The sequence below is a fragment of the Actinomadura scrupuli genome (assembly GCF_050971785.1).
Lineage (GTDB): Bacteria > Actinomycetota > Actinomycetes > Streptosporangiales > Streptosporangiaceae > Actinomadura_E > Actinomadura_E scrupuli.
Genome location: NZ_JBPCCU010000003.1, coordinates 526,152 through 548,629, shown reverse-complemented (window position 1 = coordinate 548,629; position 22,478 = coordinate 526,152). Strand labels below are relative to the sequence as shown.

Sequence of the window (22,478 nt, the reverse complement as noted above, 5' to 3'; positions counted from 1 at the left end):
ACCGCTCGGCTTCGGTCGAGGCAGGAGCCGCGTTGTGCTTTTCGCCGAGGAGGCGACCACCACACCGGCTCAGGCGTGACGCCCCGGCGAGAGACATCTCGCCGGGGCTCGCGTCCTTCTCAGGGTTGCTTCTCCATCACTACGACATCGCCACGGCCACGGCCGTGATGAGCGCAGCGACCACCACGAGCACCGCGACCACGACGGTCACGATGATCCTGATACGCCGCTGACGCGTCCGGCCCAAGGTCGACAACCGATCCGCGAGTCTCGGATCGTCGACACTGAGCCGGGATGCGATCTCAGACAGGAGTCGCTGCTCTTCGATCGAGAGCGCCATGCCGCACCTCCGGGGGTCACACTGCGCTCTTTCTTCCCCGACAGAAAGATCGTTATCCCCGCTGGGCGACAACAGTCGCACCTCGTGCGGGCCGGCTCTGGTGATGCAGCCGGTCCATCGCCGTCACGTAGTACGTGTAGGTCGCACCGGGCTTGACGGTCGGGTCGGATATGCCCGTCCCCCGCACGGTGACCAGCAGGCTCCTGGGATCGACCGGAGCACAGGCCGCACCCTTGCCGTCCACCCGGTAGACCGCGTACGACGTCGCGTCTGAGCCCTTCCAGCGGACCTTCACCGACGTGCCGCCCCCCGCGGCCTCGACTCCGGCGGCCGGAGCGGGAGCCGCACCACCGAGCTTGGGGATCACCGGGATGATCGCCGGCCGCTGGTAGTGGTCCCTGCGCAGCCGGGTGGCGAACCCGAGCCTGTTGCGCACCAGGTCCACCGCACTGAAGTACACATCACCGCGCACCGCCGGATAGCGGGCGTTCACCGTCAGCTGCCGTGAGATCTCGGCGGGATTCCGCCACGCCGAGTCCTGACCCACCTGATAGGCCGCCTGCCCGATCGACAGCTGCACGCCAGTGCCGGTCACCTGCCGCGACCACCAGTCGGTCAGCGTCCGGTAGTCGGCCCGCGGATCCCCGATCGGCCAGTACAGCTGCGGCGTCACGTAGTCCAGCCAGCCCTTCCGCACCCACAGCCGGGTGTCGGCGTAGATGTCGTCGTAGCTCTGCAGCGCCTGGGTCCTGGAGCCGTTCGGATCGGTACTGGCGTTGCGCCACACCCCGAACGGGCTGATCCCGAACTTCATCCACGGCTTGGCCTGGTGGATCCGCCCGGACAGGCTCTGCACCAGCGTGTCGACGTTGTGCCGCCGCCACGCGGCCACGCTGGAGAAACCCTTCCCGTAGGCCTTGAACGTCGCCCTGTCGGGGAACTGGCCGCTGTCGGGATAGGGATAGAAGTAGTCGTCGAAGTGCACGCCGTCGATGTCGTAGCGCTTGACGACGTCCAGCACCACCTTGGCCGCCAGGTCCTGCACCTGCGGAAGACCCGGGTCGTACCAGAGGTTGCTCCCGTACCTCGGCGCCCAGCCCGGATGCAGCCGCGCCGGATGACCGGCCGCCAGCTTCGAGCGGTCCGGATCCAGGCTCGCCCGGTACGGGTTGAACCAGGCCTGGAACTCCATGTCCCGGGCGTGCGTCTCCTTGATCAGGAACTGCAGCACGTCATAGCCCGGGTCCTTGCCCTGGGTGCCGGTCAGCCACTGCGACCACGGCTCGTACGGCGACCGGTAGAACGCGTCACCGGCCGGCCGCACCTGGAAGAACACCGTGTTGAGATTCAGGGCCTTGGCGGTGTCGAGCAGCCGGCGGTACTCCGCCTTCTGCCGCTCCACCGGCTCCCCCGCCCTGGACGGCCAGTCGGTGTTCTGGACGGTCGCTATCCACATCCCGCGCACCTGGTGACTCCTGGAGTCACCGGGCGCCGGGACGCCCGGGCACTCGATCTTCGCCGCGCGCGCGGCCGCCGCCCGTGGGTCGGCGCCGCCGGGCGGCTCCACGGAGTCAGCACGCCCACCGCAGGCCGTGAGCGCGCTGAGCGCGATCACCGACGCGGCGGCCCCCCGAAGTCCTTTGCGCATCCCCGTCCCCTGGGTTCGTGAAAAGGGCATTCTGCCGGACCAACAAGTCTACGTGCGTGTTTGATGGTGTAATCGCTAAGCTGCCAACCCGTCAGAGGGTGAGCAACTACAGCTACACGGAGATACACGCATGAGTTACGGCAATGCACCAGGTTATGGCGGCGGTTACGGACAGCAGCCTCCTCCCGGTGGTGGCTACGGCGGCGGTTACGGACAGCCACAGGGTGGCGGATACCAGACCCCGCCGCCCAACCACCTCGTCTGGGCGATCATCACGCTCTTCTGCTGCCAGGTCCTGGGTATCGTTTCGGTCATCTTCGCCGCACAGGTCAACGGCAAGTTCCAGCAGGGCGACTACGCCGGGGCCGTGGACTCCTCCAACAAGGCCAAGACCTTCGCGATGATCGGCACCATCCTGGGCGTCGTCCAGGTGATCGGCATCATCATTTACATCATCGTCATCGGCGTGGCCGTGTCCAACACCCCCGACTACACCATCCCCAGCTACACCTACTCCCCCTGAGTGACGCATTCACTCATGCGAGTAGCCACTCCTGACGTCGTCCGGCGTGTCATGCAGCGGTATCCGCTGCTGGCGCCGGGCGGCGTCGCGCTCTCGGTCGCGGCCCTCTTCACCTATGTGGGAGCCATCGACCCCAACCAGCCCGGGCACTATCCGACCTGCCCGTACCTGCTGGTGACCGGGCTCTACTGCCCCGGCTGCGGCTCACTGCGCATGATCCACGCGCTGGCGCACGGGCACGTGGCCGAGGCGTTCGGCCGCAACATGCTGACCTTCTGCTTCCTGCCGCTGCTGGCCCTCATCTGGGCCCGGTGGACGGTACGGCTGGCTCGCGGCCGGCCCAAGACCACGGTCGCCGACCCGCGGCTGATCTACGCGCTGTTCGCGGTCATAGTGACCTTCACGGTCCTGCGGAACATCGCGTACTTCCACGTCCTGGCACCCTGACCCGCCCCGCCCGCATCCGGACCGGGACGGTGGTGCGGGCCCCGGAACACCCCCCGGAGCCCGCACCCCGGTCACATCAGTAGGACGTGCCCGACGACGACGCCGACAACCGGATGACGGTCACGATGATCCCGAGGACCAGGGCGACGATCCCGCCGATCCACGCGACCTTCGCCAGAGTGTCGGACTGCCCCTGGTTGCGGAACTGACCCTGCGCGATCAGGCCCAGTGCGATGGCCGCGGGCGAGCAGCAGAACCAGCAGACGATCCCGATGATCGACAGCACCATAGGGGTGCTGGACTGGGGCTGCGATGGCTGCTGCCCGTAACCACCGCCGTATCCGCCACCGGGAGGCGGGCCGTAACCACCCGGAGGTTGCTGGGGGTACCCCATGAGTGTTTCCTTTCTCGGACTTCACATGACGCCATAACGGATGAGCTGCCACGACTCGGACATAACGAGAGCCGTGAGAATAGCGGTCAACACCCCTGCTTGGCGCCCCCTGCGGGGCAACTCCTGCCAGCGTGTCATCAGCGACGAACCCCGGACGAACGGCAGGGCGACGAATCCCGCACATGCCGCGACCGCGAAGGGCGACGCGTGCAGGGCCCCGGCGAGGTCGCCGTGCCCCAGGCAGACACCCGCCGTGGTGAACCCGCAGAACGGGCAGGGGATCCCGGTGACCCCGCGCAGCAGGCACAGGGTCGGCGGTCGCGGCAGGCGCACCATCGCCAGCGCGAGCAGGGCCCCGGCCAGCAGCACGAGCCGTGCCGTCACCATGCGAGCAGACCCGAACGCCATCCCCCGAGTCTGCCGCATCCCTTCTCACCTGGCCACTCGATCGCCTCCTCGAACAGGTATTCTATCGTTCAGACGTTCGACACGGGGGAGCAGAGGGGGATGCGTGCGCTGGGACAATCTGCAGATCGCGCCGGACGGAGACCGCCCCGACCTGCCCCTGATCGAACGCCGGGCCGTGGTGCGCACCATCGACACCCCCGAGTTCCGGGGGATGACGTTCTACGAGATACACGCCAAGTCGATCATCAACAAGATGCCGGCGGCCTCGAGGGTTCCGTTCAGCTGGACGATCAACCCGTACCGGGGATGCAGCCATTCGTGTGTGTACTGTTTCGCCCGTAAAACGCATGAATATCTGGATTTGGACTCGGGATCCGATTTCGATTCCAAAATCGTGGTGAAGGTCAACGCCCCCGAGCTCGTGCGCAAAGAACTCGCCGCACCGAGATGGGGCGGCCACCACATCGCCATGGGCACCAACGTCGACTGCTACCAGCGCGCCGAAGGGCGCTACCGGCTGATGCCCGGCATCCTCACCGCCCTGCGCGACACCGGCAACCCCTTCTCGATCCTCACCAAGGGCTCACTCATCCTGCGCGACCTCCCCTTGCTCCAGGAGGCCGCCGAGCGCACCGAGGTCGGCACCGCCGTCTCGGTCGGCTTCGCCGACAAGGACCTGTGGCGGCTGGCCGAGCCGGGAACCCCCAGCCCGCACAAGCGCCTGGAGGTCTGCGCCACCCTCAACGACCACGACATCCCCTGCGGCGTGCTCATGGGCCCGGTCCTGCCCTACCTCGCCGACTCCCCCCGGCAGATCGACACCGCGGTGCGCCAGATCGCCGAGACCGGCGCGACCTCGGTGTCGGCGATCACCCTCCACCTGCGGCCCGGAGCCCGCGAGTGGTTCATGAGCTGGCTCCGCGCGCACCACCCGGAGCTGGTCGAGCCCTACGAGCGGCTGTACGGGCGCGGAGCCTACGCCCCCAAGGCCTACCAGGAGACGATCACCCGGCGGGTCCGGGACGCCGCCGACAAGTACGGCGTCGGACGCGGCCGGACCGCCCGCCGCCACCGGCCACCGGCACCACCCCCGCCACCGCCCGCCGGCGAGCAGCTCTCCCTGCTCTGACCGGGCGGACCCGGCGATCTACCGGCCGGGGCCGCGCCGTCACCGGTTCTCGGTCAGCTCGACCGGCTCGGCTATCACATCGACCATCGCACCGTTCCGCAGGACACTGATCTGCAGCGGCTTACCGATCGCCTCGTCGAACATCAGCCGCTGCAGGCTCTGCGCCACGCTCACCGCGACCCCGCCCGCCGTGAGCACCAGGTCCCCCGTCCGCAGGCCCGCCAGCGCCGCCGGACTGCCCGGCACCACCTCCGCCACCCGCAGCGCCGCCCGCTGCCCGAGCCGGTCACGCAGCCCCAGCGGCACCGGCACCGGGTTGGTGATCAACCCGAGAAAGGCCCGCCGGACCCGGCCGTCCCGCATCAGCGCGCCGATGATGCGGCGCGTCGTCGAATTGATCGGCACCGCCAGACCCAGCCCCACCCCGGCGACCGCGGTGTTGATGCCGACCACCCGGCCCCGCGCGTCGGCGAGCGCCCCACCCGAGTTACCCGGATTGAGCGCCGCGTCGGTCTGGATGACGTCTTCGATCACTCTCATCGCGCCGCCGTTACGGGCCGGCAGCGACCGGCCCAGCGCGCTGACCACACCGGCGGTCACCGAACCGGCCAGACCGAGCGGATTGCCGACCGCCACCACGAGCTGGCCCACCACCAGGGCATCGCTGTCGCCCAGCTCGGCAGGGTCCGGAGTGGACCCATCGGCTCGCACGACCGCCAGATCCGACAGCGGATCGGTCCCGACCGTGGTGAAGGACGTCGTCGTGCCGTCGGCGAACGCGGCGGTGCCCTCCCCCGCGTCCCCGACGACGTGGGCGTTGGTGAGCAGGAAACCGTCCGCGGTGAACGCCACGGCGGAGCCGGAACCCTCACCGCGACGCTGACGAACCCGCACACTGGCCACCCGGGGAGTGAGCTCGCGGGCCACCGCCGAAACGACCTGGGAGTAGGCGTCGAGGGGGTCGGAGTCTCGGAGTTCGGGGATCATCACACCTCCTGATGATTACATCGTTACACAGCAACGTGGTGGCGTGAAGATGTCTTCCCCTCCCCTGCCGGTGCGCTGGTCGTCCAGGTGAGGTGGCTGTTCGTTCTCAGGACGGGTGCGGCCAACCAGCCCGGTGCCTTTACGTTGTAAATTGAATGCTCAAGCGACGATCTGGGGTGATCAGCGGAGGGTGGACAGGCCCCCGTCGACGGCGACGACCTGTCCCGTGACGTAGCCCGCCCTCCCCGACAACAGGAACACCGCCACCTCGGCCACCTCCCACGCGGTCCCCTGCCTGCCCATGGGGATGAGCGCGGCCGTACGGTCCCGGTCGACGTTGCCGGCGGAGGCGTCCCGCCCCATGACCGTGTCGATGAGGCCCGGAGCGACGACGTTGGCGCGGACCCCGCGCGCCGCGCCCTCCGCCGCGACGTGCCGGGCCAGCCCCGCCAGCCCCGCCTTCGAGGCGTCATAGGAGGGCGACCGGCTCCCCGGCTTGCGGCCCGCGAGCGAGCCGATGTAGACCAGCGCACCGCCCTCCGGCAGCAGCGGCAGAGCCGCCTTGCTGACCAGGAAGGGCGCCCGCAGATTGACCTCGAACACCCGGTCCCAGTCCCCCACCTCGGTGCCGGCCAGCCCGTAGCCCGCCCCGATCCCGGCGTTGAACACCACCCCGTCCAGGCCGCCGAGCAGCCCGGCGGCCTCCGCCACCATCCGCGCGCAGCCGGCCGGATCCGCGACATCGGCCACGACGACCTCACCGCGGCCCCCGTCGGCGGCGATCAGCTTGGCCGTCTCCCGGGCCGCGTCCTCGTCCAGATCGGCGCAGACGACCGAGGCCCCTTCCCGGGCGGCCGTCACCGCGATGGCCCGGCCGTTGCCGACGGGGGCGTCGGGATCGGAGCTCGGCCGGGTGCCCGCCCCGACGATCAGGATGCGCCGATCAGGGAGAATGCCGGAGTGCTGGGAGTTCGTCATCCCAGCACGCTAACCCGGACGGACCGGGCCGCCCAGGCCCACGATCACCGACGGGCGCGGAAACCGAACCGCCGAAAGGACCAGTGCATGACCACGGCCGCCACCCCCCGGCACACCCGCTACGACGCCGTCATCGTGGGCGGCGGCCACAACGGCCTCGTCGCGGCCGCGTACCTGGCCAGGGCCGGGCGGAGCGTCCTGGTCCTGGAACGCCTGGACCACACCGGCGGCGCCGCGGTCTCCGCCCGGACCTTCCCCGGGCACGACGCACGGCTGTCCCGCTACTCGTACCTGGTCAGCCTGCTCCCCCGGCAGATCGTCGACGACCTGGGCCTGCGGTTCGCCACCCGGCGCAGGCGCATCTCCTCCTACACGCCGGTCGAGCGGGGCGGCCGGGCCACCGGGCTGCTGGTGGACGCCGGGGATCCGCGCCGTACCGGGGAGGCCTTCGCCCGGCTGACCGGCTCCGGCCACGAGTTCGCCGGCTGGCAGCGCTTCTACGAGATGACCGGCCGGGTCGCCGAGCGGATCTTCCCGACCCTGACCGCGCCGCTGCCCGGCCGGGCACGGCTGCGGCGGCTCGTCGGCGACGACCGCGCCTGGGAGGCGCTGTTCGAGAGACCGCTCGGCGAGGTCATCGAGGACACCTTCGCCGACGACCTGGTGCGCGGGGTCGTGCTCACCGACGCCCTCATCGGCACCTTCGCCGGAGCCCACGACCCGTCGCTGCGGCAGAACCGCTGTTTCCTCTACCACGTCATCGGTGGCGGCACCGGGGACTGGGACGTCCCGATCGGCGGCATGGGAGCGCTCACCGGCGCCCTGGAGGCCGCGGCCCGCGCCGCCGGGGCCGAGATCGTCACGGGGCACGAGGTGACCGGCATCGCCACCGACGGATCCGCGGCCGAGATCACCTACCGGACCGCCGAGGGGACGGGCCGCACGGCCGCCGGGCACGTCCTCGCGGGCATCGCACCGCACACCCTGGCGGCCCTGCTCGGGGACACCCCCGCGGAACCCGCTCCCGAGGGCTCCCAGCTGAAGATCAACATGTTGCTGCGGCGGCTGCCCCGGCTGCGCGACGGGCAGGTCGATCCCCGCGAGGCCTTCGCCGGAACGTTCCACATCGGCGAGTCCTACACCGAGCTGGAACGCGCCTACCAGGACGCCTCCGCCGGACGGCTGCCGGCCGCCCTGCCCGCGGAGATCTACTGCCACTCGCTGACCGATCCGTCCATCCTCGGCCCCGAACCGGCCGCCCGGGGGTTCCACACGCTCACCCTGTTCGGCCTGCACACCCCGGCTCGGCTGTTCGGCGAGCACGGCACCGGCGGACACGGCACCGGCGAGGCCGTGACCGCGGCACTGGCCGCGCTCGACGCCCACCTGGCCGAGCCGATCATGGACTGTCTCGCCGTCGACGCCGACGGCCGCCCGTGCCTGGAGGCCAAGAGCCCCCTCGACCTGGAACGCGATCTGGCCATGCCCGGCGGCCACATCTTCCACCGCGACCTGGCCTTCCCCTACGACCCGTACGAGGACGACGGGGACGGCGGGACACGCTGGGGGGTCGAGACCGACCACGCCAACGTGCTGCTGTGCGGCGCCGGGGCGATCCGCGGCGGCGGCGTCAGCGGCATCCCCGGCCACAACGCGGCCATGGCCGTCCTCGGTGCACCGGCGTGAGCCACGACCACCACCCCGAGCACGGCGTCCGCCGCTGCGGCTAGGGTGACGTGCGTGAACCCGCTGGACTCGCGCTCCGCACCGGTCGTCGTCGACCGGTCCGGCGGCCTGGGCGGCGAGCTGGTGCTGCGCCGTGACCGCGAGCACTACGAGATCATCAGTAACGGCGTGTTCCTCATGGACACCCGCAACGGCGAGTCCGAGCGCCTGCTGGTGAGCGCGGCGCTCGAACGGCTCCCCCATCCCGGGCACGTGCTCATCGGCGGCCTGGGCGTCGGCTTCTCGGTGGCCGAGGCGGCCGCTCTCCCCGGCGGCACGGTGACCGTCGTCGAGCTCGAACCCGCGATCATCGAATGGCACCGCACCCACCTGCGTTCCTGCTCCGGCGGCGCTCTGGACGATCCGCGGGTGCGCGTCGTGCAGGCCGACCTGCTCGGCTGGCTGCGCACCACCTCGGACACCTACGACGCGCTCTGCCTGGACATCGACAACGGCCCCGACTGGACCGTCACCGAGGGCAACGCCGAGCTGTACGCCGAGACCGGTCTGGATCTGCTGGCCCGCCGTCTCGCGCCCGGCGGGGTCCTGGCGGTCTGGAGCGCGAACGCCTCCCCCGCCTTCGAGGCCAGGCTGCGGGACCGGTTCTCCCTGGTGGAGGTGCTCACCGTGCCCGTCCCGCGGGGTGAACCGGACGTGGTCTACCTCGCCCGCACCGGGCCGTGACCGGCCCGCCCACGGCCCGCCCCGGTGCCGCCGGAACCGCTCGGCACCAGGCCCCGGGACAGGGACGGTACTGTCACGCACGTCACGTCAAAACGTCGGCACGCACATCTTGAACGGGTTCAACTTTCCCGTAGAGTGACCTTCGTGAACGTCGCGCTGGGTATCTCGGACCGCCTCACCGTGCGTACCGTGCCCGTCGCCGAGCCCGTCGACCTGCTGTCACGGCTCCCCCACCCCTCCGCGCTCGCCTGGGTGCGGCACGGCGACGGCATCGTCGGCTGGGGCGAGGCGGCACGGGTGATCGTTCCCGCCGGCGAGGACCGCTTCGCCTGGGCCGACGCCTGGGTACGCGAGCTGTTCGGCACCGCCCAGATCGACGACCCCCTGCGGCTTCCCGGTTCGGGGCCGGTGGCGTTCGGCAGCTTCGGCTTCGATCCCAAGTCCGGCGACTCGGTGCTCATCGTGCCCCGGTATGTCCTGGGCCGCCGGGACGGCCAGGCCTGGTACACCTCCATCGGCGGCGGCACCGACCCGCTCACCCTGCTCAAGGCCCCCACCCCGCCGACCCGGCTGAGCTGGAGCGACGGCACGCTGAGCGCGCCCGCCTGGGAGCGGGCCGTCGCGGCCGCCGTGGAGCGGATCCGCGAGGGCCGCCTGGGCAAGGTCGTCCTCGCCCGCGACCTGCGGGCCGTGGCGGCCGAGCCCATCGACGCCCGGGTACTGCTGCGCAGGCTCGCCGGGAGCTATCCCGACTGCTACACCTTCGCCTGCGCGGGCCTGGTCGGCGCCACTCCCGAGCTGCTCATCCGCCGCACCGGTGAGCGCATCGACTCGCTCGTCCTCGCCGGGACGACGGCACGCGCCGGCACCGCGGCCGGTGACCGGGCGCACGGCCGCCGGCTGCTCGGCTCGGCCAAGGACCGGGAGGAGCACGGCTACGCCGCCGAGATGGTCCGTGACGCCCTCGCCCCGCTGTGCGCCGAGCTCACCGTCCCCGCCGAACCACAGCTGCTGACCCTGCCCAACGTCATGCACCTGGCCTCCCCGGTGCACGGCCGGCTGGACCGGGAACGCTCCGTTCTCGACGTCGTCGCCGCCCTGCATCCGACTCCCGCCGTCTGCGGCACCCCCACCGACGTCGCCATGGACCTCATCCGCGAGCTCGAGGTGATGGACCGCGGCCGCTACGCGGGCCCGGTCGGCTGGATCGACGGCCGCGGCGATGGCGAGTGGGGCATCGCGCTGCGGTGCGCGCAGATCGACGGACCGCAGGCGCGGCTGTTCGCCGGCTGCGGCATCGTCGGCGGCTCCGACCCCCAGGCCGAGCTGGCCGAGGCGCAGAACAAGTTCCGCGTCATGCAGTACGCGCTCGAAGGCTGAGCCCGCCGCCGCCCGCACGCCAGGTCAGCCGGGTACCGCCCGGAACCCTGCGACACTGGGACCATGCGCGCGAGCCGGTTGCTGTCCCTCCTCCTGCTGCTGCAGACCCGCGGCCGGATGACCGCGCAGCGGCTCGCCGACGAGCTCCAGGTGTCGGTGCGCACCATCTACCGCGATGTCGAATCGCTCAGCGCCGCCGGTGTCCCGGTCTACGCCGACCGCGGCCCGGACGGCGGCTACCAGCTGCTCGACGGTTACCGCACCCGGCTGACCGGCCTCACCACCGACGAGGCCGGCTCGCTGTTCCTGGCCGGCATGCCCGGACCCGCCGCCGCCCTGGGTCTCGGCGCGGAACTGGCCGCCACCGAGCTCAAGCTGCTGGCCGCACTGCCACCGGAGCTGCGGTCCCGGGCCGGCCGGATCCGCGAACGCTTCCACCTGGACGCCCCCACCTGGTTCCGCGAACCCGAACAGGTCCCGCACCTCACCGCCGTGGCCGACGCGGTCTGGAACCAGCGCCGGATCCAGATCCGCTACGAACGCTGGTCCCAGCCCCGGTTGGTGACCCGGACCCTCGATCCGCTGGGCCTGGTCATCAAGGCCGGCCACTGGTACCTCATCGCCCGGTCGCAGGAGGTCGTCCGCACGTACCGGGCGGTGCGGATCCTGGAGGTGGAGCCCCTCGGCGAACGCTTCAGCCGGCCCGAGGACTTCGATCTCGTCGCCTTCTGGACCGACTGGGCGGAACGCTTCGAAGCAGGCGTGTACCGGGCCGAGGCCGTGGTCCGCCTCTCCCCCGAGGGGCTGTGCCGGACCGAGCACCTGCTGCCGATCGCCATGGCACGGGCGGCCCGGGCCACCGCCGGACCACCGGACGAGGACGGCTGGGTGCAGGCCACCATCCCCATCGAGTCGCTCCGGCACGCCCACGGGGACCTGCTCAAACTCGGCTCGGACGTCGAGGTCCTCGACCCGCTGGAGCTGCGCGAGGCCATCGCGCAGACCGTCCGCGAACTGACCAAGATCTACGATGGGTGAGCCCCGCGCGGTCCCCGGCCGCCGCCGGGACGCCTACCCCTTCGAACGCTTTTTGCCCTGACCACCTGGGCGCGGCCAGCCGATCTACGGTGAATTCCGGAGTGCTCGAGGAGAGCGGCGTGGGGCCGGCCGAGCGTGGGTCCGGCCGCGGCCCGGCGGCCGAACGCCTGGAGGACCCGCTCGCCGGACCCGTGTCGCACCCGGCACTCGACAGGGAACCTCTCAAACGGTCCATATAGTGTCTGGTCAATGGACACGCAGACTCGATGGATCGAACTGGACGGGGCGGTCAACGTCCGCGACCTCGGCGGGCTGGCCACACCGGACGGCGGGACCACCCGCTTCGGCCGGGTGCTCCGCGCCGACAACCTGCAGGACCTGAGCCCGCAGGACGTCCGGCGGCTGACCGGCGACCTCGCGCTGCGCGACGTCATCGACCTGCGCAGCGGGCCGGAGGTCGCCCTGGAGGGTCCCGGGCCGCTGACCCGCGCGGCCGGGGTGAGCATCCACCACCTGTCGCTCTTCGCCGAGGGCGGCGAGTACACCGACGTCGAGGCCGACGTGCCCCCGGAGAGCACGGAGGGGGACGGACCGGAGGCGAGGGGCCCGCGCGTCGACATCGACAAGGTACTGCCCTGGCAGGACCGGCGGGACGAGGCGGGCCAGGAGGCCGATCGCTCGGTCGGGCACTACCTCGGCTACCTGCGGGAGCGCCCCGACTCGGTGGTCAACGCCCTGCGTGTGATGGCGGCCAGCGAGGGCGCGGCCCTGGTGCACTGCGCGGCCGGCAAGGACCGCACCGGGGTGGTGTGCGCACTCGCCCTCGAAGCGGTCGGCGTGCTCCGCGAGGAGGTCGTCGCGGACTACGCCCGTACCGGCGAACGGCTCGAGAGCATCCTGCGGAGGCTGCGCGCGAGCACCACCTACGCCGCGGACCTGGACTCCCGGCCGGCCGACAGCCACCTGCCGCACGCCTACATCATGGACAAGTTCCTCGCCACCCTTGACGAGAACCACGGCGGGGCCCTGGGCTGGCTCACCTCCCACGGCTGGACCGGCGCCGACACCCGGGCCCTGCGGGCTCGCCTCATCGGCTCCTGAGGGCCACGGCCTCGCTGCCCGGCGGCGCCGGCGGCACCGACGACACCGGGCGTCAGGGGCGGGCGGACGGCGAGGGGGTCGCCAGACCGCGGAGGATCTCCGGGCTCATCAGCTCCCTGATCTCGGTGTAGGGGACCACGGCGTGCATCACCCCGCACGCGGAGGAGAAGCCGAGATCCGCCCCGACGATGAAGACCTCGAGCGCGCGCGGGCCGACGGCCATCTCGACGCTGGTGCCGTCCAGATGCTTCGGCGTGAGGTTCCGGGTCGCGGTCGTGAAGAGGCTGAGCGACTCGCCGGCGCAGATGGTGCCACCGGGCAGATGCGCGTCGATCCGCCGGGTGAGGGTCCGCATCCCGGCGGCCGTCACCGTGGCGGGCAGGAACAGTCCGCGCTCGGGCACGGCGTCACCGGTGGTCAGATCGACGGTGACGGTGCGGACCAGGCCCCAGAGCGGGCCGACGTTGCCCTTGACGTCGGTGTCGTAGCGGACCGACATCAGCCGGGGCCCGCGCAGCAGGATGGTGGCCTTGTCGGTGGCGGTGTAGGTCTCCCCGGCGCCGATCGCGACCAGCGTCGGCCGGTCCTCGGCGAGGCGCTTGTCCACCGGGACGCGCAGCGCCGCGTTCACCTTGTCGGTGAGCTGCCGTGACTTCAGGCCGCTGACCTTGGCGTACTCTCCCGTGATCCGGAAGGTGGCGCCCCGCCCGAGGGATTCGCTGCGGGCCGGGAAGGCCTCGACGGTGAAGGCGACCGGGACGGGCGGGGGCTTCTTCGGCTTGGTGCTGTTGGCGTAGACGACGGCGGACACGCCCACGGCGCCGACCGTGGCGGCTCCCGCGACCGCGATCGCCACCTTGGACGCGGCGACCTTGCCCAGCAGCGTGTTGCCGGTGGCGTGGGCACCGGCATGGCCGGCCGCCCCCGCACCGGAGCCCGCGGCCCCCGCGCCCGACCCCGCACCGGCCGCCGCCCCCGACCCCGCGACCGAGCCGGCGACCCCCGCGCCGGCGCCGGCCACCGCGGCGAGACCGGCCAGCGGCGACAGCGCGGCCAGGGCCGCGGCCAGCCCGCCCAGGATCATCCAGCCCCGGGTCTCCCAGTCCGGGCCGTACGCGGCGACGGCCGTGTTCTCCAGTTCGGTGACGAAGGCCGCCGCACCGGGCGGCCGGTCCGCCGGGCTCTTGGCCATCCCGCGTGCGACCAGCCCGCGCAGCGGCTCCGGCACCGCCTCCACCGGGACCGGCCCGGTGGTGTGCGCCACCATCAGGTCCGCTCCGTCGTACGGCCTGGCGCCGGCGACGCACTCGAAGAACACGCAGGTCGCGGCGTACACGTCGGTCGCCGGGGTCGCGGGCTCGGCCCGCCACTGCTCGGGCGCCATGTACGCCGGGGTGCCCGAGCGGGAGCCCTCTCCGGCCTGCACCGCGATGCCGAAGTCCACCAGCTTGCTGGCCTGCTCCCCTTCCACCATGACGTTGGCGGGCTTGTAGTCCCGGTGCACCACGCCCACGTGGTGGGCGGCCGCGAGCCCGAGCAAGGAGCCCTTCAGCACCGCCAGCGCCGCCTCCGGCGCCAGTGTTCCGCGCTCGGCCAGCATGTCCCTGAGCGAGACACCGTCCACGGCCTCCATCAGGATCGCCGCACCCGCGCCCGGCTGCTCCACGAAGTCGTACAGCTTGGCCACGTAGGGATTGGCGACCCGCCGCAGCATCCGCGCCTCCTCGCGGAACGCCGTCAGGGCGCCGCCGCGCAGAGCGAACAGATACTTGATCGCCACCAGCCGCCCGGTGTCGTCGTGCCTGGCCAGCACCACCCGGCCCTGCGCACCCGCGCCGAGTTCGCGCAGCTCGCTGAACCCGGCCACCCGCCAGCCGCTCATGGCCCTCCCCCGGACGTCGCTCGTCGGCCCGAGTGACAGCCTGGCGTCCGGTGGGACGGGATGTGGTCGTCTGCCGACTCGGTTCGATCACGACCGTTCGGGGATTCGCGCTGACGGCCACCGCCTTTACATTGTAATTTTACGCATCAATCATTTCAGGGTCACCCGCCCGCCTTGATGATGGCGGCGATCGAGCGTTCGGCCAGCGCGGCGATGGACAGCGACGGGTTGCCCCCGCCGACCGTGCCTGGCAGGAGCGACCCGTCCAGCACGTACAGACCGGGGTAGCCCTTGACCCGCCCGTACAGGTCGGTGGCCTTGCCGAGCACCATCCCGCCGAGCGGATGGGCGGTGAGGGTGAACGGCCAGGTCAGAGAGTACGGGACCAGCCCGGGGTTGGCGTCGATGACCCGCTGGTTGAGCTTCGCGCCGGCGTCGGCGGACGGCTTGGACTTGGCCCGCGTCCAGTCCGACAGGGTCACCTTCTTGGTGGCCTTGTCGTAGGTGAAGGTGCCCCGGTTGTCCAGGTCGACGGTCATGGTCAGCGTGTGGATGATCGGCAGCCCCTTGGCGCCGAACAGCTGCCAGCTCTCCGAGCGCATCGGAAGCCCGAACTCGCTGTGGTGGAACGACCCCGAGGCGCACGCCGACGCCTGGGACGGCCCGGCCGGCAGGCCGGTGTAGGCGTAGAGGTTGAACTGGTCGCCGTTGTCCCCGAACCCCGCGCCGACCTGGTCGTTGAGATTCTGCAGCCGGCCGGTGTCGCGGGCCGCCACCAGCAGCCGGTTGGTGTTGAGCGTGCCGGCGCAGACGAACAATCTGTCGCAGTACAGCGACTCGGTCTTGAGGGTCTTGCCGGTGGCGTCGGTCTGCTTCACGTCGACCACGTACTTGCCGAGGATGTTCCGCTCGATCGACAGCACCTCGGTGAGCGCCCGCAGCTGCACCTTGCCGGTGGCCAGCGCGGCCGGCAGGTAGTTGCGGGTCAGGCTCTTCTTCGCGCCGTTGCTGCAGCCGAAGTCGGTCTCCCCCGCGATCTCGGAGGCGCGCACCTTCCCGGCCAGCTCCCTGCGGACGACGTCCCAGTCGAAGATCGAGTCCAGCGGCGCCGTGGACAGCCCCGCGCCGCGCATGTGAGCGTCCCAGACCCGCGAGTGCGTGTGCGGCGCGGAGTCGTACACATCCGCCGGCATCGGGCCCGCACCGAGCATCTGGCGGACCTTCGGATACCACTGCGAGGTGAACTCGTCGTAGGACAGTGCCGGATACAGCCGTTCGAAGTAGGTGCGCGGCGGCTCGACGGTCACCCCGGTGTAGACGACGGAGCCGCCGCCCACCGCGGCGCCGCAGGCGATGTTGAGGTTGTCCTCGCTGGAGACCTCCATGACGCCGGGCGCCGGAACCATCAGGGTCGGCGCGACGGCGGGCCAGTCCGAGATCGTACGGTTCCAGAACATCTTGTTGGTGGGATGGTCCTGGTTGCCGGTGACCAGCTCGGTGTCGCTGGGGATCGGCCATTCCTGGCCGCGCTCGACCACCAGGGTGTCGACACCGGCCTGACCGAGGCGCAGCGCGGCGACGGACCCGCCGAAGCCCGAGCCGATCACGATCGCGGAGAAGTACGACCGGCCGGCCGCCGCGGCGTGGGCGCGGCTGCCGGGCAGGCCGATGGTGGACGCGGCCAGTGCTGCCAGGGTGCCGGAAGCCGACATTCCCAGGACCTCGCGGCGGCTGAAGTGACCCATGGCCCCTCCGAAGAAGTGAGTGATACCCGTCACGTGAGTGTGCGAGTTACCGGCCGCCGGCCTTAGAGCGTGCGATGACAATCACAGCGGTTCGAATCAGCAACCGGCTGCGCATCGGCCCGCGAACGGGCCGGAGAACCGGGCGGAGGCCCGCGCAGAACCGGTCAGTCGTCCAGGGAGCGGCGGACGGCCGCGTGGGCGGCCTGGCGCATCAGCCCGTGCAGCTCGGCGTTGGTCTCCCGGTCGGTGCGGGCCTCGACGATCCGCAGCCCCTCCCCCGCCACCGCCTTCGGCAGGTGGGACGGCGACTCCAGCCGGGTGTACGGCAGGCCGTGCGCCGCCGCCAGATAGGAGAGGTCGACCTGGTGGGGGGTACCGAAGACGCGCTCGAACGGGCCGGTCAGCGACGCCTGCGGGAGCAGCGAGAAGATCCCGCCGCCCGCGTTGTTGACCACCACGATCGCCAGGTCCGGCCGGCTGTCCTGCGGTCCGAGGATCAGCCCGTTCTGGTCGTGCAGGAACGCCAGGTCGCCGAGCAGCGCGTAGGACCGCCCGCTGTGCGCCAGCGCCGCGCCGATCGCCGACGAGACGAGACCGTCGATGCCGCTGGCACCCCGGTTGGCCATGATGCGGATGCCCCGCCGGGGCCGCATCACCTGGTCGAGATCGCGGATCGGCATGCTCGCGGCGGTGAACAGCAGCGAGCCGCCGGGCAGCCCCGCCACCAGGTCGCGGGCCAGCCTCGGCTCGGTCACCTCGTCGACGCCGTCGAGGACCTCGTCGACGGCGGCCCGGGCGGCCAGGTCCGCCGACCGCCAGGTCCGGAGCCACGCGCCGTCACCCGCCACCACCGGGATCTCGGCCTCCTGCGCCACCTGGGTGGCCGACCGGACCGGATCCGGCCAGCGGGTCAGCCTCGGCGCCACCACGATGTGCTCCTCCGCGTGCCGCAGCAGCGACAGCAGCGGCCGGGACAGCCCCGGCTTGCCGAGGGTGACCACCACCTCGGGGCGGGTGCGCTCCACGAACTCCGGCACGCCCAGCAGGAAGTGGTGCGAGGACAGCGCGTGATCGCCGTACCGGGCGTTGCCGTTGGGCTCCGACAGCACCGGCCAGCCCGCCATCGACGCCGCGGCGACGTAGCGCTTGACGTTCACGGCGCCGTCGCCGACCACCAGCACCCCGCGCCGGGTCGGTGGCACGTGCAGCACCGAGCCGGGCGTCGCGGCCCTGACCTTGGTCCAGGCGCCGGTCGCGTCCCCGTCGAGGGCCTCGCACCAGCTCTCGTCGCCGTCCGGGATGAGCGGCTCCCGGAAGGCCACGTTGAGGTGGACGGGGCCGGGGTCGGGCTCCCGGGCTGCCGCCCAGGCCCGGCTCGTCATCGAGCGCCAGTAGGCGACCATGCCCGGCCGGTCCTCGGGCACCCCGACCTCACAGGTCAGCCGCACCGCCGAGCCGTACAGCTTGACCTGGTCGATCGTCTGGTTGGCGCCGGTGTCGCGCAGCTCGGGCGGCCGGTCGGCGGTCAGCACGACCAGCGGCACGGCGGACTCGTGCGCCTCGATGACGGCGGGATGCATGTTGGCCGCCGCGGTGCCCGACGTGCAGACCAGCGCGACCGGCCGGTCCGACCGCTTGGCCAGGCCGAGCGCGAGGAACGAGGCCGAGCGTTCGTCGATGCGCACGTGCAGCCGGACCCGGCCGGCCTGGGCCGCGCCGTGCAGCGCGAGCGCCAGCGGCGCCGACCGGGAGCCCGGGGCGAGCACCGCCTCGGTCATGCCGCAGCGCAGCAGTTCGTCGATCAGGACGGTGGCGAGAGCGGTCGCCGGGTTCACCGGCGTGTTCCTCGTCGGGCCGGCGAGGTCTCCGGGGGGTTCAACGGATGACTCCGATCACGGGTGGGGCGTCCATGAGGGACTGCGCGTCGGCGACCTTCCGCCGCCAGCCGGGTCCGTCGATCTCGTACCGGGCGAGCGCCGCCTGGTCCACGTCCGGGCGCCGTACGGCGAGCTCGCCCGCCTCGGCCAGCAGGGGGTCGGCCACGACGTCGCCCTCCAGCAGGGGCAGCGTCGCCAGCCCGCAGGCGTAGGGCAGCGCGGGGAGCGCGGCGGCCAGCGCCAGCCCGGCGGCCAGCCCGATCGAGGTCTCGATCGCGCTGGAGACCACGACGGGCAGCCCGCAGGCCTCCGCGACCCGCAGCGCGTGACGCACCCCGCCGAGGGGCTGCACCTTGAGCACGGCGATGTCGGCGGCCTCGGCGGCCCGCACCCGCAGCGGATCCTCGGCCCGCCGGATCGACTCGTCCGCCGCGATCGGCACGTCCACCCGGCGGCGGACCGCGGCGAGTTCCTCGAGCGTCGCGCAGGGCTGCTCGGCGTACTCCAGGTCGAACCGGTCCAGCATCTTGATCATGCGCTGGGCGTGGTCGACGTCCCAGGCGCCGTTGGCGTCGACCCGGACCTTGCCGGCCGGGCCGACGGCGTCCCGCACCGCCTCGACCCGGGCGAGGTCGTCGGCGTCGCTCTGGCCGCGCTCGGCGACCTTCACCTTGGCGGTGCGGCAGCCGGACACCTTCGTGATCGCGTAGGCCCGCTCAGGATCGACCGCGGGCACGGTCGCGTTGACCGGCACGCGGTCCCGCAGGGGGGCCGGCCAGCCGTCGTAGGCGGCCTCGCGGGCCGTCGCCAGCCACCGCGCGGACTCCTTCGCGCCGTACTCGGCGAACGGGGAGAACTCGCCCCACCCCGCGGGACCGTGGATGAGCACGCCCTCCCGCCGGGTGAGCCCGCGGAAGGGGGTACGCATCGGGATGGAGTAGACCCGCATCAACAACCCCCGCCCTTGCCGTCTCGCACTTACTACCAGGACCCGCCCTCAGTACCAGGGATAGGGCGACCAGTCCGGGTCCCGCTTCTCCAGGAAGGAGTCCCGGCCCTCGGCGGCCTCGTCGGTGCCGTAGGCGAGCCGGGTGGCCTCGCCCGCGAACACCTGCTGGCCGACCAGCCCGTCATCGATGAGGTTGAAGGAGAACTTCAGCATCCGCTGAGCCGTGGGGCTCTTTGCGTTGATCTTACGCGCCCATTCCAGGGCCGTGGCCTCGAGCTCGGCGTGCGGCACGACCGCGTTGACCATGCCCATCCGGTGCGCGTCCTCGGCGGTGTAGGTGTCGCCGAGGAAGAAGATCTCCCGGGCGAACTTCTGCCCGACCTGCCGGGCCAGGTACGCCGAGCCGAAGCCGCCGTCGAAGCTGGCGACGTCGGCGTCGGTCTGCTTGAACCGGGCGTGCTCGCGGGAGGCCAGGGTCAGGTCCGACACCACGTGCAGGCTGTGCCCGCCGCCCGCCGCCCAGCCGGGCACCACGCAGATGACGATCTTCCCCATGAACCGGATCAGCCGCTGCACCTCCAGGATGTGCAGCCGCCCGGCCCGGGCCGGGTCGATGGACGCGCTGGTCTCCCCGCTCGCGTACTTGTACCCGTCCTTGCCGCGGATCCGCTGGTCCCCGCCGGAACAGAACGCCCACCCCCCGTCCTTGGGCGAGGGCCCGTTGCCGGTCAGCAGCACGCAGCCGACGTCCCCGGTGAGCCGGGCGTGGTCGAAGGCGCGGTAGAGCTCGTCGACCGTGCCCGGCCGGAACGCGTTGCGCACCTCCGGCCGGTCGAAGGCGATCCGCACCGTCCCCTGGTCGACCGCCCGGTGATAGGTGATGTCCTTGAAATCGAAGCCCTCGACCGTCTTCCAGGCGCCCGGATCGAACAACTCGGAAACCATGTGCGTCAACTCCTCCTCAGCCCGCACCATTCAATCGCCGGTGCGTGCGGAGCGGGTAATCGGGGTCGACTAGCCTGGTGATCACTATGACTCGTCGTCTCCGGGCCGTCGTGCTGCCCCCGGGCCCCCGGCTGCTGGGGGCGCTGTCCGACGCGCTGGACGGCCGCGGGCCCGCGATCTGCCCGCTCTCGCCGGATCTGCCGGCACCGGCCCTGGCCGCCCTCATCGGCGCGCTGGCCCCCGACGAGATCGAGACCGCCGAGGGCGTGCGCCGGCACGAGCCCGGCGACGCGTACGTGCCGGTCGCCGCCGGCACGGCGGTGCTCATCGCCACCTCCGGGTCCACCGGAACACCGAAGATCGTGGAGCTGTCCGCGGCGGCGCTGCTGCACTCGGCCACCGCGACCCTGGACCGGCTGGCGGCGCGGCCCGGTGAGCGCTGGCTGTGCTGCCTGCCGGCCAGCCATATCGCCGGCGTCCAGGTGCTCGTCCGGTCCCTGCTGGCCGGCACTCCCCCGGTCATCCATCCGCGGTTCTCCGTGTCCGGCACGATCGCCAGCGGCGCCGCGCACCTCTCCCTCGTGCCGACCCAGCTACGGCGGCTGCTGGACGCCGGGGCCGACCTGTCGGCGTTCCGGACGATCCTGCTGGGGGGCGCGGCGGCGCCGCCCGAGCTGCCCGCCGCCGCGCGCGCCCAGGGCGTACGGGTGTTCACGACCTACGGCATGAGCGAGACCTGCGGCGGCTGTGTCTACGACGGGGTGCCGCTGGACGGGGTCTCGGTGCGCGTCGGCGACGACGGGCGCGTCCGGCTGGCCGGGCCGTCGCTGTTCACCGGTTACCGGCTGCGTCCCGACCTGACCTCGGCGGTACGGGACGGCCCGTGGTTCGTCACCCAGGACCTCGGGGTGCTGGAGGACGGCCTGCTGCGGATCCGGGGCCGGGCCGACGACGTCATCAACAGCGGCGGCGAGAAGGTCGTCGCGGGTGAGGTCGCCTCGCTGCTGTCCCGGCATCCCGCGGTACGCGATGTCGTGGTGGTGGGCCGTCCCGACGCCGAGTGGGGCGAGAAGGTGACCGCCGTGGTCGTGCCGGAACCGCAGGTGCCGTCGCTGGAGGACCTGCGCTCGTGGGTGCGTTCGGCGATGCCCGGGCACGCGGCGCCGCGCGAGCTGGAACTGGTCGAGGCGATCCCGCTGCTACCCTCCGGCAAGCCCGACCTCGAGCGCCTGCGGAAGGGAACCGGTGACGGACCAGCCCGCTGAGAGCAGATTCACCGTCCTGCTCGCGCTCGCCGCCAACCTCGGCATCGCGATCGCCAAGATCGTCGCCGCCGTCCTCACCGGCTCGGTGTCGATGGCCGCCGAGGCCGCGCACTCCATCGCCGACACCTTCAACGAGTTCCTGCTGCTGGCCGCGCTGCGCCGCAGCGGCCGGCCGGCCGACCGGCGGCACCCGCTGGGGTACGGCAAGGAACGCTACTTCTGGTCGCTGCTGGTCGCCGTGGCCATCTTCGGGATGGGCGCGCTGTTCGCCTTCGTGCAGGGGTTCGAGGCCCTCACCGGCGGCATGCGGGAGGAGTCCGACCCGCTCGTCGGCTACCTCGTGCTCGCCGTGGCCTTCCTGCTGGAGTCGCTGTCGTGGCGGCAGGCCATCAAGCAGGTCCGCGACGACGCGCGCGATCACGAGCTGGGACTGCTCGCGTACGTGCGGCGGACCGACGAGCCCACCTCGGTCAGCGTGCTGCTGGAGGACTCCGCCGCCCTCATCGGCCTGCTGCTGGCCTTCGCCGGCCTCGGCCTGCACCAGCTCACCGGCGTCGCGGCCTACGACGGCATCGCCTCCATCCTGATCGGCGTCGTGCTCAGCGCGGTCGCGCTGCTGCTCGGCCGGATCAACCGGAACCTGCTGATCGGCAACCAGGCCGACCCCCGCCTGGTCGCCGGGGTCAAGGAACTGCTCGCCGCCGCCCCCGAGATCGAGTGGGTCGTGGACATCGTCACCCTCACCATGGGCACCGACCAGGTCCTGGTCTGCGCCCGGCTGGACTTCCGCGACGACCTGACCGCCGCCCAGGTCGAGCGGACCTGCGTCCGGCTGTCCCACGCGCTGCGGGAGGGCTGGCAGGAGATCGACGAGGTGTTCATCGAGCCGGTCCCCCGCGATGATCCGGGACTGCGGGAACGGGTCATCGCCCGGTACGGCCGGCTCACCCCGCAGCCGGGCGCGGGGCCGGAGGCGCCTCCGGAGGGGCACGAGCCCGGCGCCTTTACACAGTAAGGCACCGCCTGGAGGTCC

The 22,478-nt window shown here is 72.0% G+C and carries 21 protein-coding genes; 10 read left to right on the top strand and 11 right to left on the bottom strand.

The genetic code is table 11. The features are described from left to right. Nucleotides 1–139: 139 nt before the first annotated feature. Together ACRYCC_RS16760 and ACRYCC_RS16755 are read right to left on the bottom strand one after the other, a co-directional pair. Nucleotides 140–340: a DUF3040 domain-containing protein gene (locus ACRYCC_RS16760; RefSeq protein WP_433813057.1), complete on the bottom strand. Its 201-nt coding sequence runs from the start codon at nucleotides 338–340 to the stop codon at nucleotides 140–142. A gap of 52 nt (nucleotides 341–392) precedes the next feature. Beyond that, nucleotides 393–1,988 (bottom strand): glycoside hydrolase family 10-like protein, encoded by a 1,596-nt coding sequence (locus tag ACRYCC_RS16755; protein WP_433813055.1) that lies wholly within the window; start codon nucleotides 1,986–1,988, stop codon nucleotides 393–395. A 130-nt stretch (nucleotides 1,989–2,118) separates the two neighbouring features. Here ACRYCC_RS16755 and ACRYCC_RS16750 point away from each other — a divergent pair, with 130 nt between their 5' ends. Together ACRYCC_RS16750 and ACRYCC_RS16745 are read left to right on the top strand one after the other, a co-directional pair. Continuing rightward, nucleotides 2,119–2,511: a CD225/dispanin family protein gene (locus ACRYCC_RS16750; protein WP_433813053.1), complete on the top strand. Its 393-nt coding sequence runs from the start codon at nucleotides 2,119–2,121 to the stop codon at nucleotides 2,509–2,511. 15 nt (nucleotides 2,512–2,526) lie between these two features. After that, complete coding sequence (locus tag ACRYCC_RS16745) at nucleotides 2,527–2,958, top strand: DUF2752 domain-containing protein (RefSeq protein ID WP_433813051.1); 432 nt, start codon at nucleotides 2,527–2,529, stop codon at nucleotides 2,956–2,958. Nucleotides 2,959–3,034: 76 nt separating this feature from the next. On the opposite strand, the gene ACRYCC_RS16740 is transcribed toward ACRYCC_RS16745, so the two are convergent. After that, nucleotides 3,035–3,352 carry a hypothetical protein gene (locus tag ACRYCC_RS16740; RefSeq protein ID WP_433813049.1) on the bottom strand — a complete coding sequence of 106 codons (318 nt, stop codon included), beginning with the start codon at nucleotides 3,350–3,352 and terminating at the stop codon, nucleotides 3,035–3,037. Between the two features lie 21 nt (nucleotides 3,353–3,373). Next, nucleotides 3,374–3,760, bottom strand: a complete 387-nt coding sequence (locus tag ACRYCC_RS16735; RefSeq protein WP_433813047.1) for a DUF2752 domain-containing protein — start codon at nucleotides 3,758–3,760, stop codon at nucleotides 3,374–3,376. Nucleotides 3,761–3,863: 103 nt separating this feature from the next. Here ACRYCC_RS16735 and ACRYCC_RS16730 point away from each other — a divergent pair, with 103 nt between their 5' ends. After that, nucleotides 3,864–4,889, top strand: coding sequence for an Rv2578c family radical SAM protein (locus ACRYCC_RS16730; RefSeq protein ID WP_433813045.1), 1,026 nt, complete (start codon nucleotides 3,864–3,866; stop codon nucleotides 4,887–4,889). Nucleotides 4,890–4,928: 39 nt separating this feature from the next. Here the strand turns inward: ACRYCC_RS16730 and ACRYCC_RS16725 are convergent, their stop codons facing one another. Then, on the bottom strand, nucleotides 4,929–5,876 hold the full coding sequence (locus ACRYCC_RS16725) for a S1C family serine protease (RefSeq protein ID WP_433813043.1): 948 nt from the start codon (nucleotides 5,874–5,876) through the stop codon (nucleotides 4,929–4,931). Between the two features lie 180 nt (nucleotides 5,877–6,056). Continuing rightward, nucleotides 6,057–6,854, bottom strand: coding sequence for an SDR family NAD(P)-dependent oxidoreductase (locus ACRYCC_RS16720; protein ID WP_433813041.1), 798 nt, complete (start codon nucleotides 6,852–6,854; stop codon nucleotides 6,057–6,059). An 87-nt stretch (nucleotides 6,855–6,941) separates the two neighbouring features. Between ACRYCC_RS16720 and ACRYCC_RS16715 the strand changes: the two genes are divergently transcribed. From ACRYCC_RS16715 to ACRYCC_RS16695, 5 genes are all read left to right on the top strand, one after another. Continuing rightward, nucleotides 6,942–8,540, top strand: a complete 1,599-nt coding sequence (locus tag ACRYCC_RS16715) for a phytoene desaturase family protein (RefSeq protein WP_433813039.1) — start codon at nucleotides 6,942–6,944, stop codon at nucleotides 8,538–8,540. A 54-nt stretch (nucleotides 8,541–8,594) separates the two neighbouring features. After that, entirely contained in the window at nucleotides 8,595–9,263 is a 669-nt protein-coding gene (locus ACRYCC_RS16710; RefSeq protein ID WP_433813037.1) for a spermine/spermidine synthase domain-containing protein, read from the top strand. A 144-nt stretch (nucleotides 9,264–9,407) separates the two neighbouring features. Beyond that, nucleotides 9,408–10,643 (top strand): isochorismate synthase, encoded by a 1,236-nt coding sequence (locus ACRYCC_RS16705; RefSeq protein WP_433813035.1) that lies wholly within the window; start codon nucleotides 9,408–9,410, stop codon nucleotides 10,641–10,643. A 63-nt stretch (nucleotides 10,644–10,706) separates the two neighbouring features. Then, nucleotides 10,707–11,681 (top strand): helix-turn-helix transcriptional regulator, encoded by a 975-nt coding sequence (locus tag ACRYCC_RS16700; RefSeq protein ID WP_433813033.1) that lies wholly within the window; start codon nucleotides 10,707–10,709, stop codon nucleotides 11,679–11,681. Nucleotides 11,682–11,930: 249 nt separating this feature from the next. Then, entirely contained in the window at nucleotides 11,931–12,782 is an 852-nt protein-coding gene (locus ACRYCC_RS16695) for a tyrosine-protein phosphatase (protein WP_433813031.1), read from the top strand. Nucleotides 12,783–12,834: 52 nt separating this feature from the next. Here the strand turns inward: ACRYCC_RS16695 and ACRYCC_RS16690 are convergent, their stop codons facing one another. The 5 genes from ACRYCC_RS16690 to ACRYCC_RS16670 all read right to left on the bottom strand — a co-directional run bounded on the left by ACRYCC_RS16690 (nucleotide 12,835) and on the right by ACRYCC_RS16670 (nucleotide 20,180). Next, the gene (locus tag ACRYCC_RS16690) at nucleotides 12,835–14,664 is read right to left on the bottom strand and encodes a serine/threonine-protein kinase (RefSeq protein WP_433813029.1); all 1,830 of its coding nucleotides are present in this window, start codon (nucleotides 14,662–14,664) and stop codon (nucleotides 12,835–12,837) included. Nucleotides 14,665–14,825: 161 nt separating this feature from the next. After that, the gene (locus ACRYCC_RS16685; RefSeq protein ID WP_433813027.1) at nucleotides 14,826–16,409 is read right to left on the bottom strand and encodes a GMC oxidoreductase; all 1,584 of its coding nucleotides are present in this window, start codon (nucleotides 16,407–16,409) and stop codon (nucleotides 14,826–14,828) included. Between the two features lie 164 nt (nucleotides 16,410–16,573). After that, nucleotides 16,574–18,244 (bottom strand): 2-succinyl-5-enolpyruvyl-6-hydroxy-3-cyclohexene-1-carboxylic-acid synthase, encoded by a 1,671-nt coding sequence (gene menD / locus ACRYCC_RS16680; protein WP_433813025.1) that lies wholly within the window; start codon nucleotides 18,242–18,244, stop codon nucleotides 16,574–16,576. A 40-nt stretch (nucleotides 18,245–18,284) separates the two neighbouring features. Continuing rightward, entirely contained in the window at nucleotides 18,285–19,235 is a 951-nt protein-coding gene (locus ACRYCC_RS16675; protein WP_433813024.1) for an o-succinylbenzoate synthase, read from the bottom strand. Between the two features lie 48 nt (nucleotides 19,236–19,283). After that, nucleotides 19,284–20,180, bottom strand: coding sequence for a 1,4-dihydroxy-2-naphthoyl-CoA synthase (locus tag ACRYCC_RS16670; RefSeq protein ID WP_433813022.1), 897 nt, complete (start codon nucleotides 20,178–20,180; stop codon nucleotides 19,284–19,286). An 86-nt stretch (nucleotides 20,181–20,266) separates the two neighbouring features. Between ACRYCC_RS16670 and ACRYCC_RS16665 the strand changes: the two genes are divergently transcribed. Both ACRYCC_RS16665 and ACRYCC_RS16660 read left to right on the top strand, forming a co-directional pair. After that, entirely contained in the window at nucleotides 20,267–21,445 is a 1,179-nt protein-coding gene (locus tag ACRYCC_RS16665) for an AMP-binding protein (protein ID WP_433813020.1), read from the top strand. Next, entirely contained in the window at nucleotides 21,426–22,460 is a 1,035-nt protein-coding gene (locus ACRYCC_RS16660) for a cation diffusion facilitator family transporter (protein ID WP_433813018.1), read from the top strand. Before ACRYCC_RS16665 ends, ACRYCC_RS16660 begins: the two co-directional genes overlap by 20 nt. Nucleotides 22,461–22,478 lie beyond the last annotated feature (18 nt).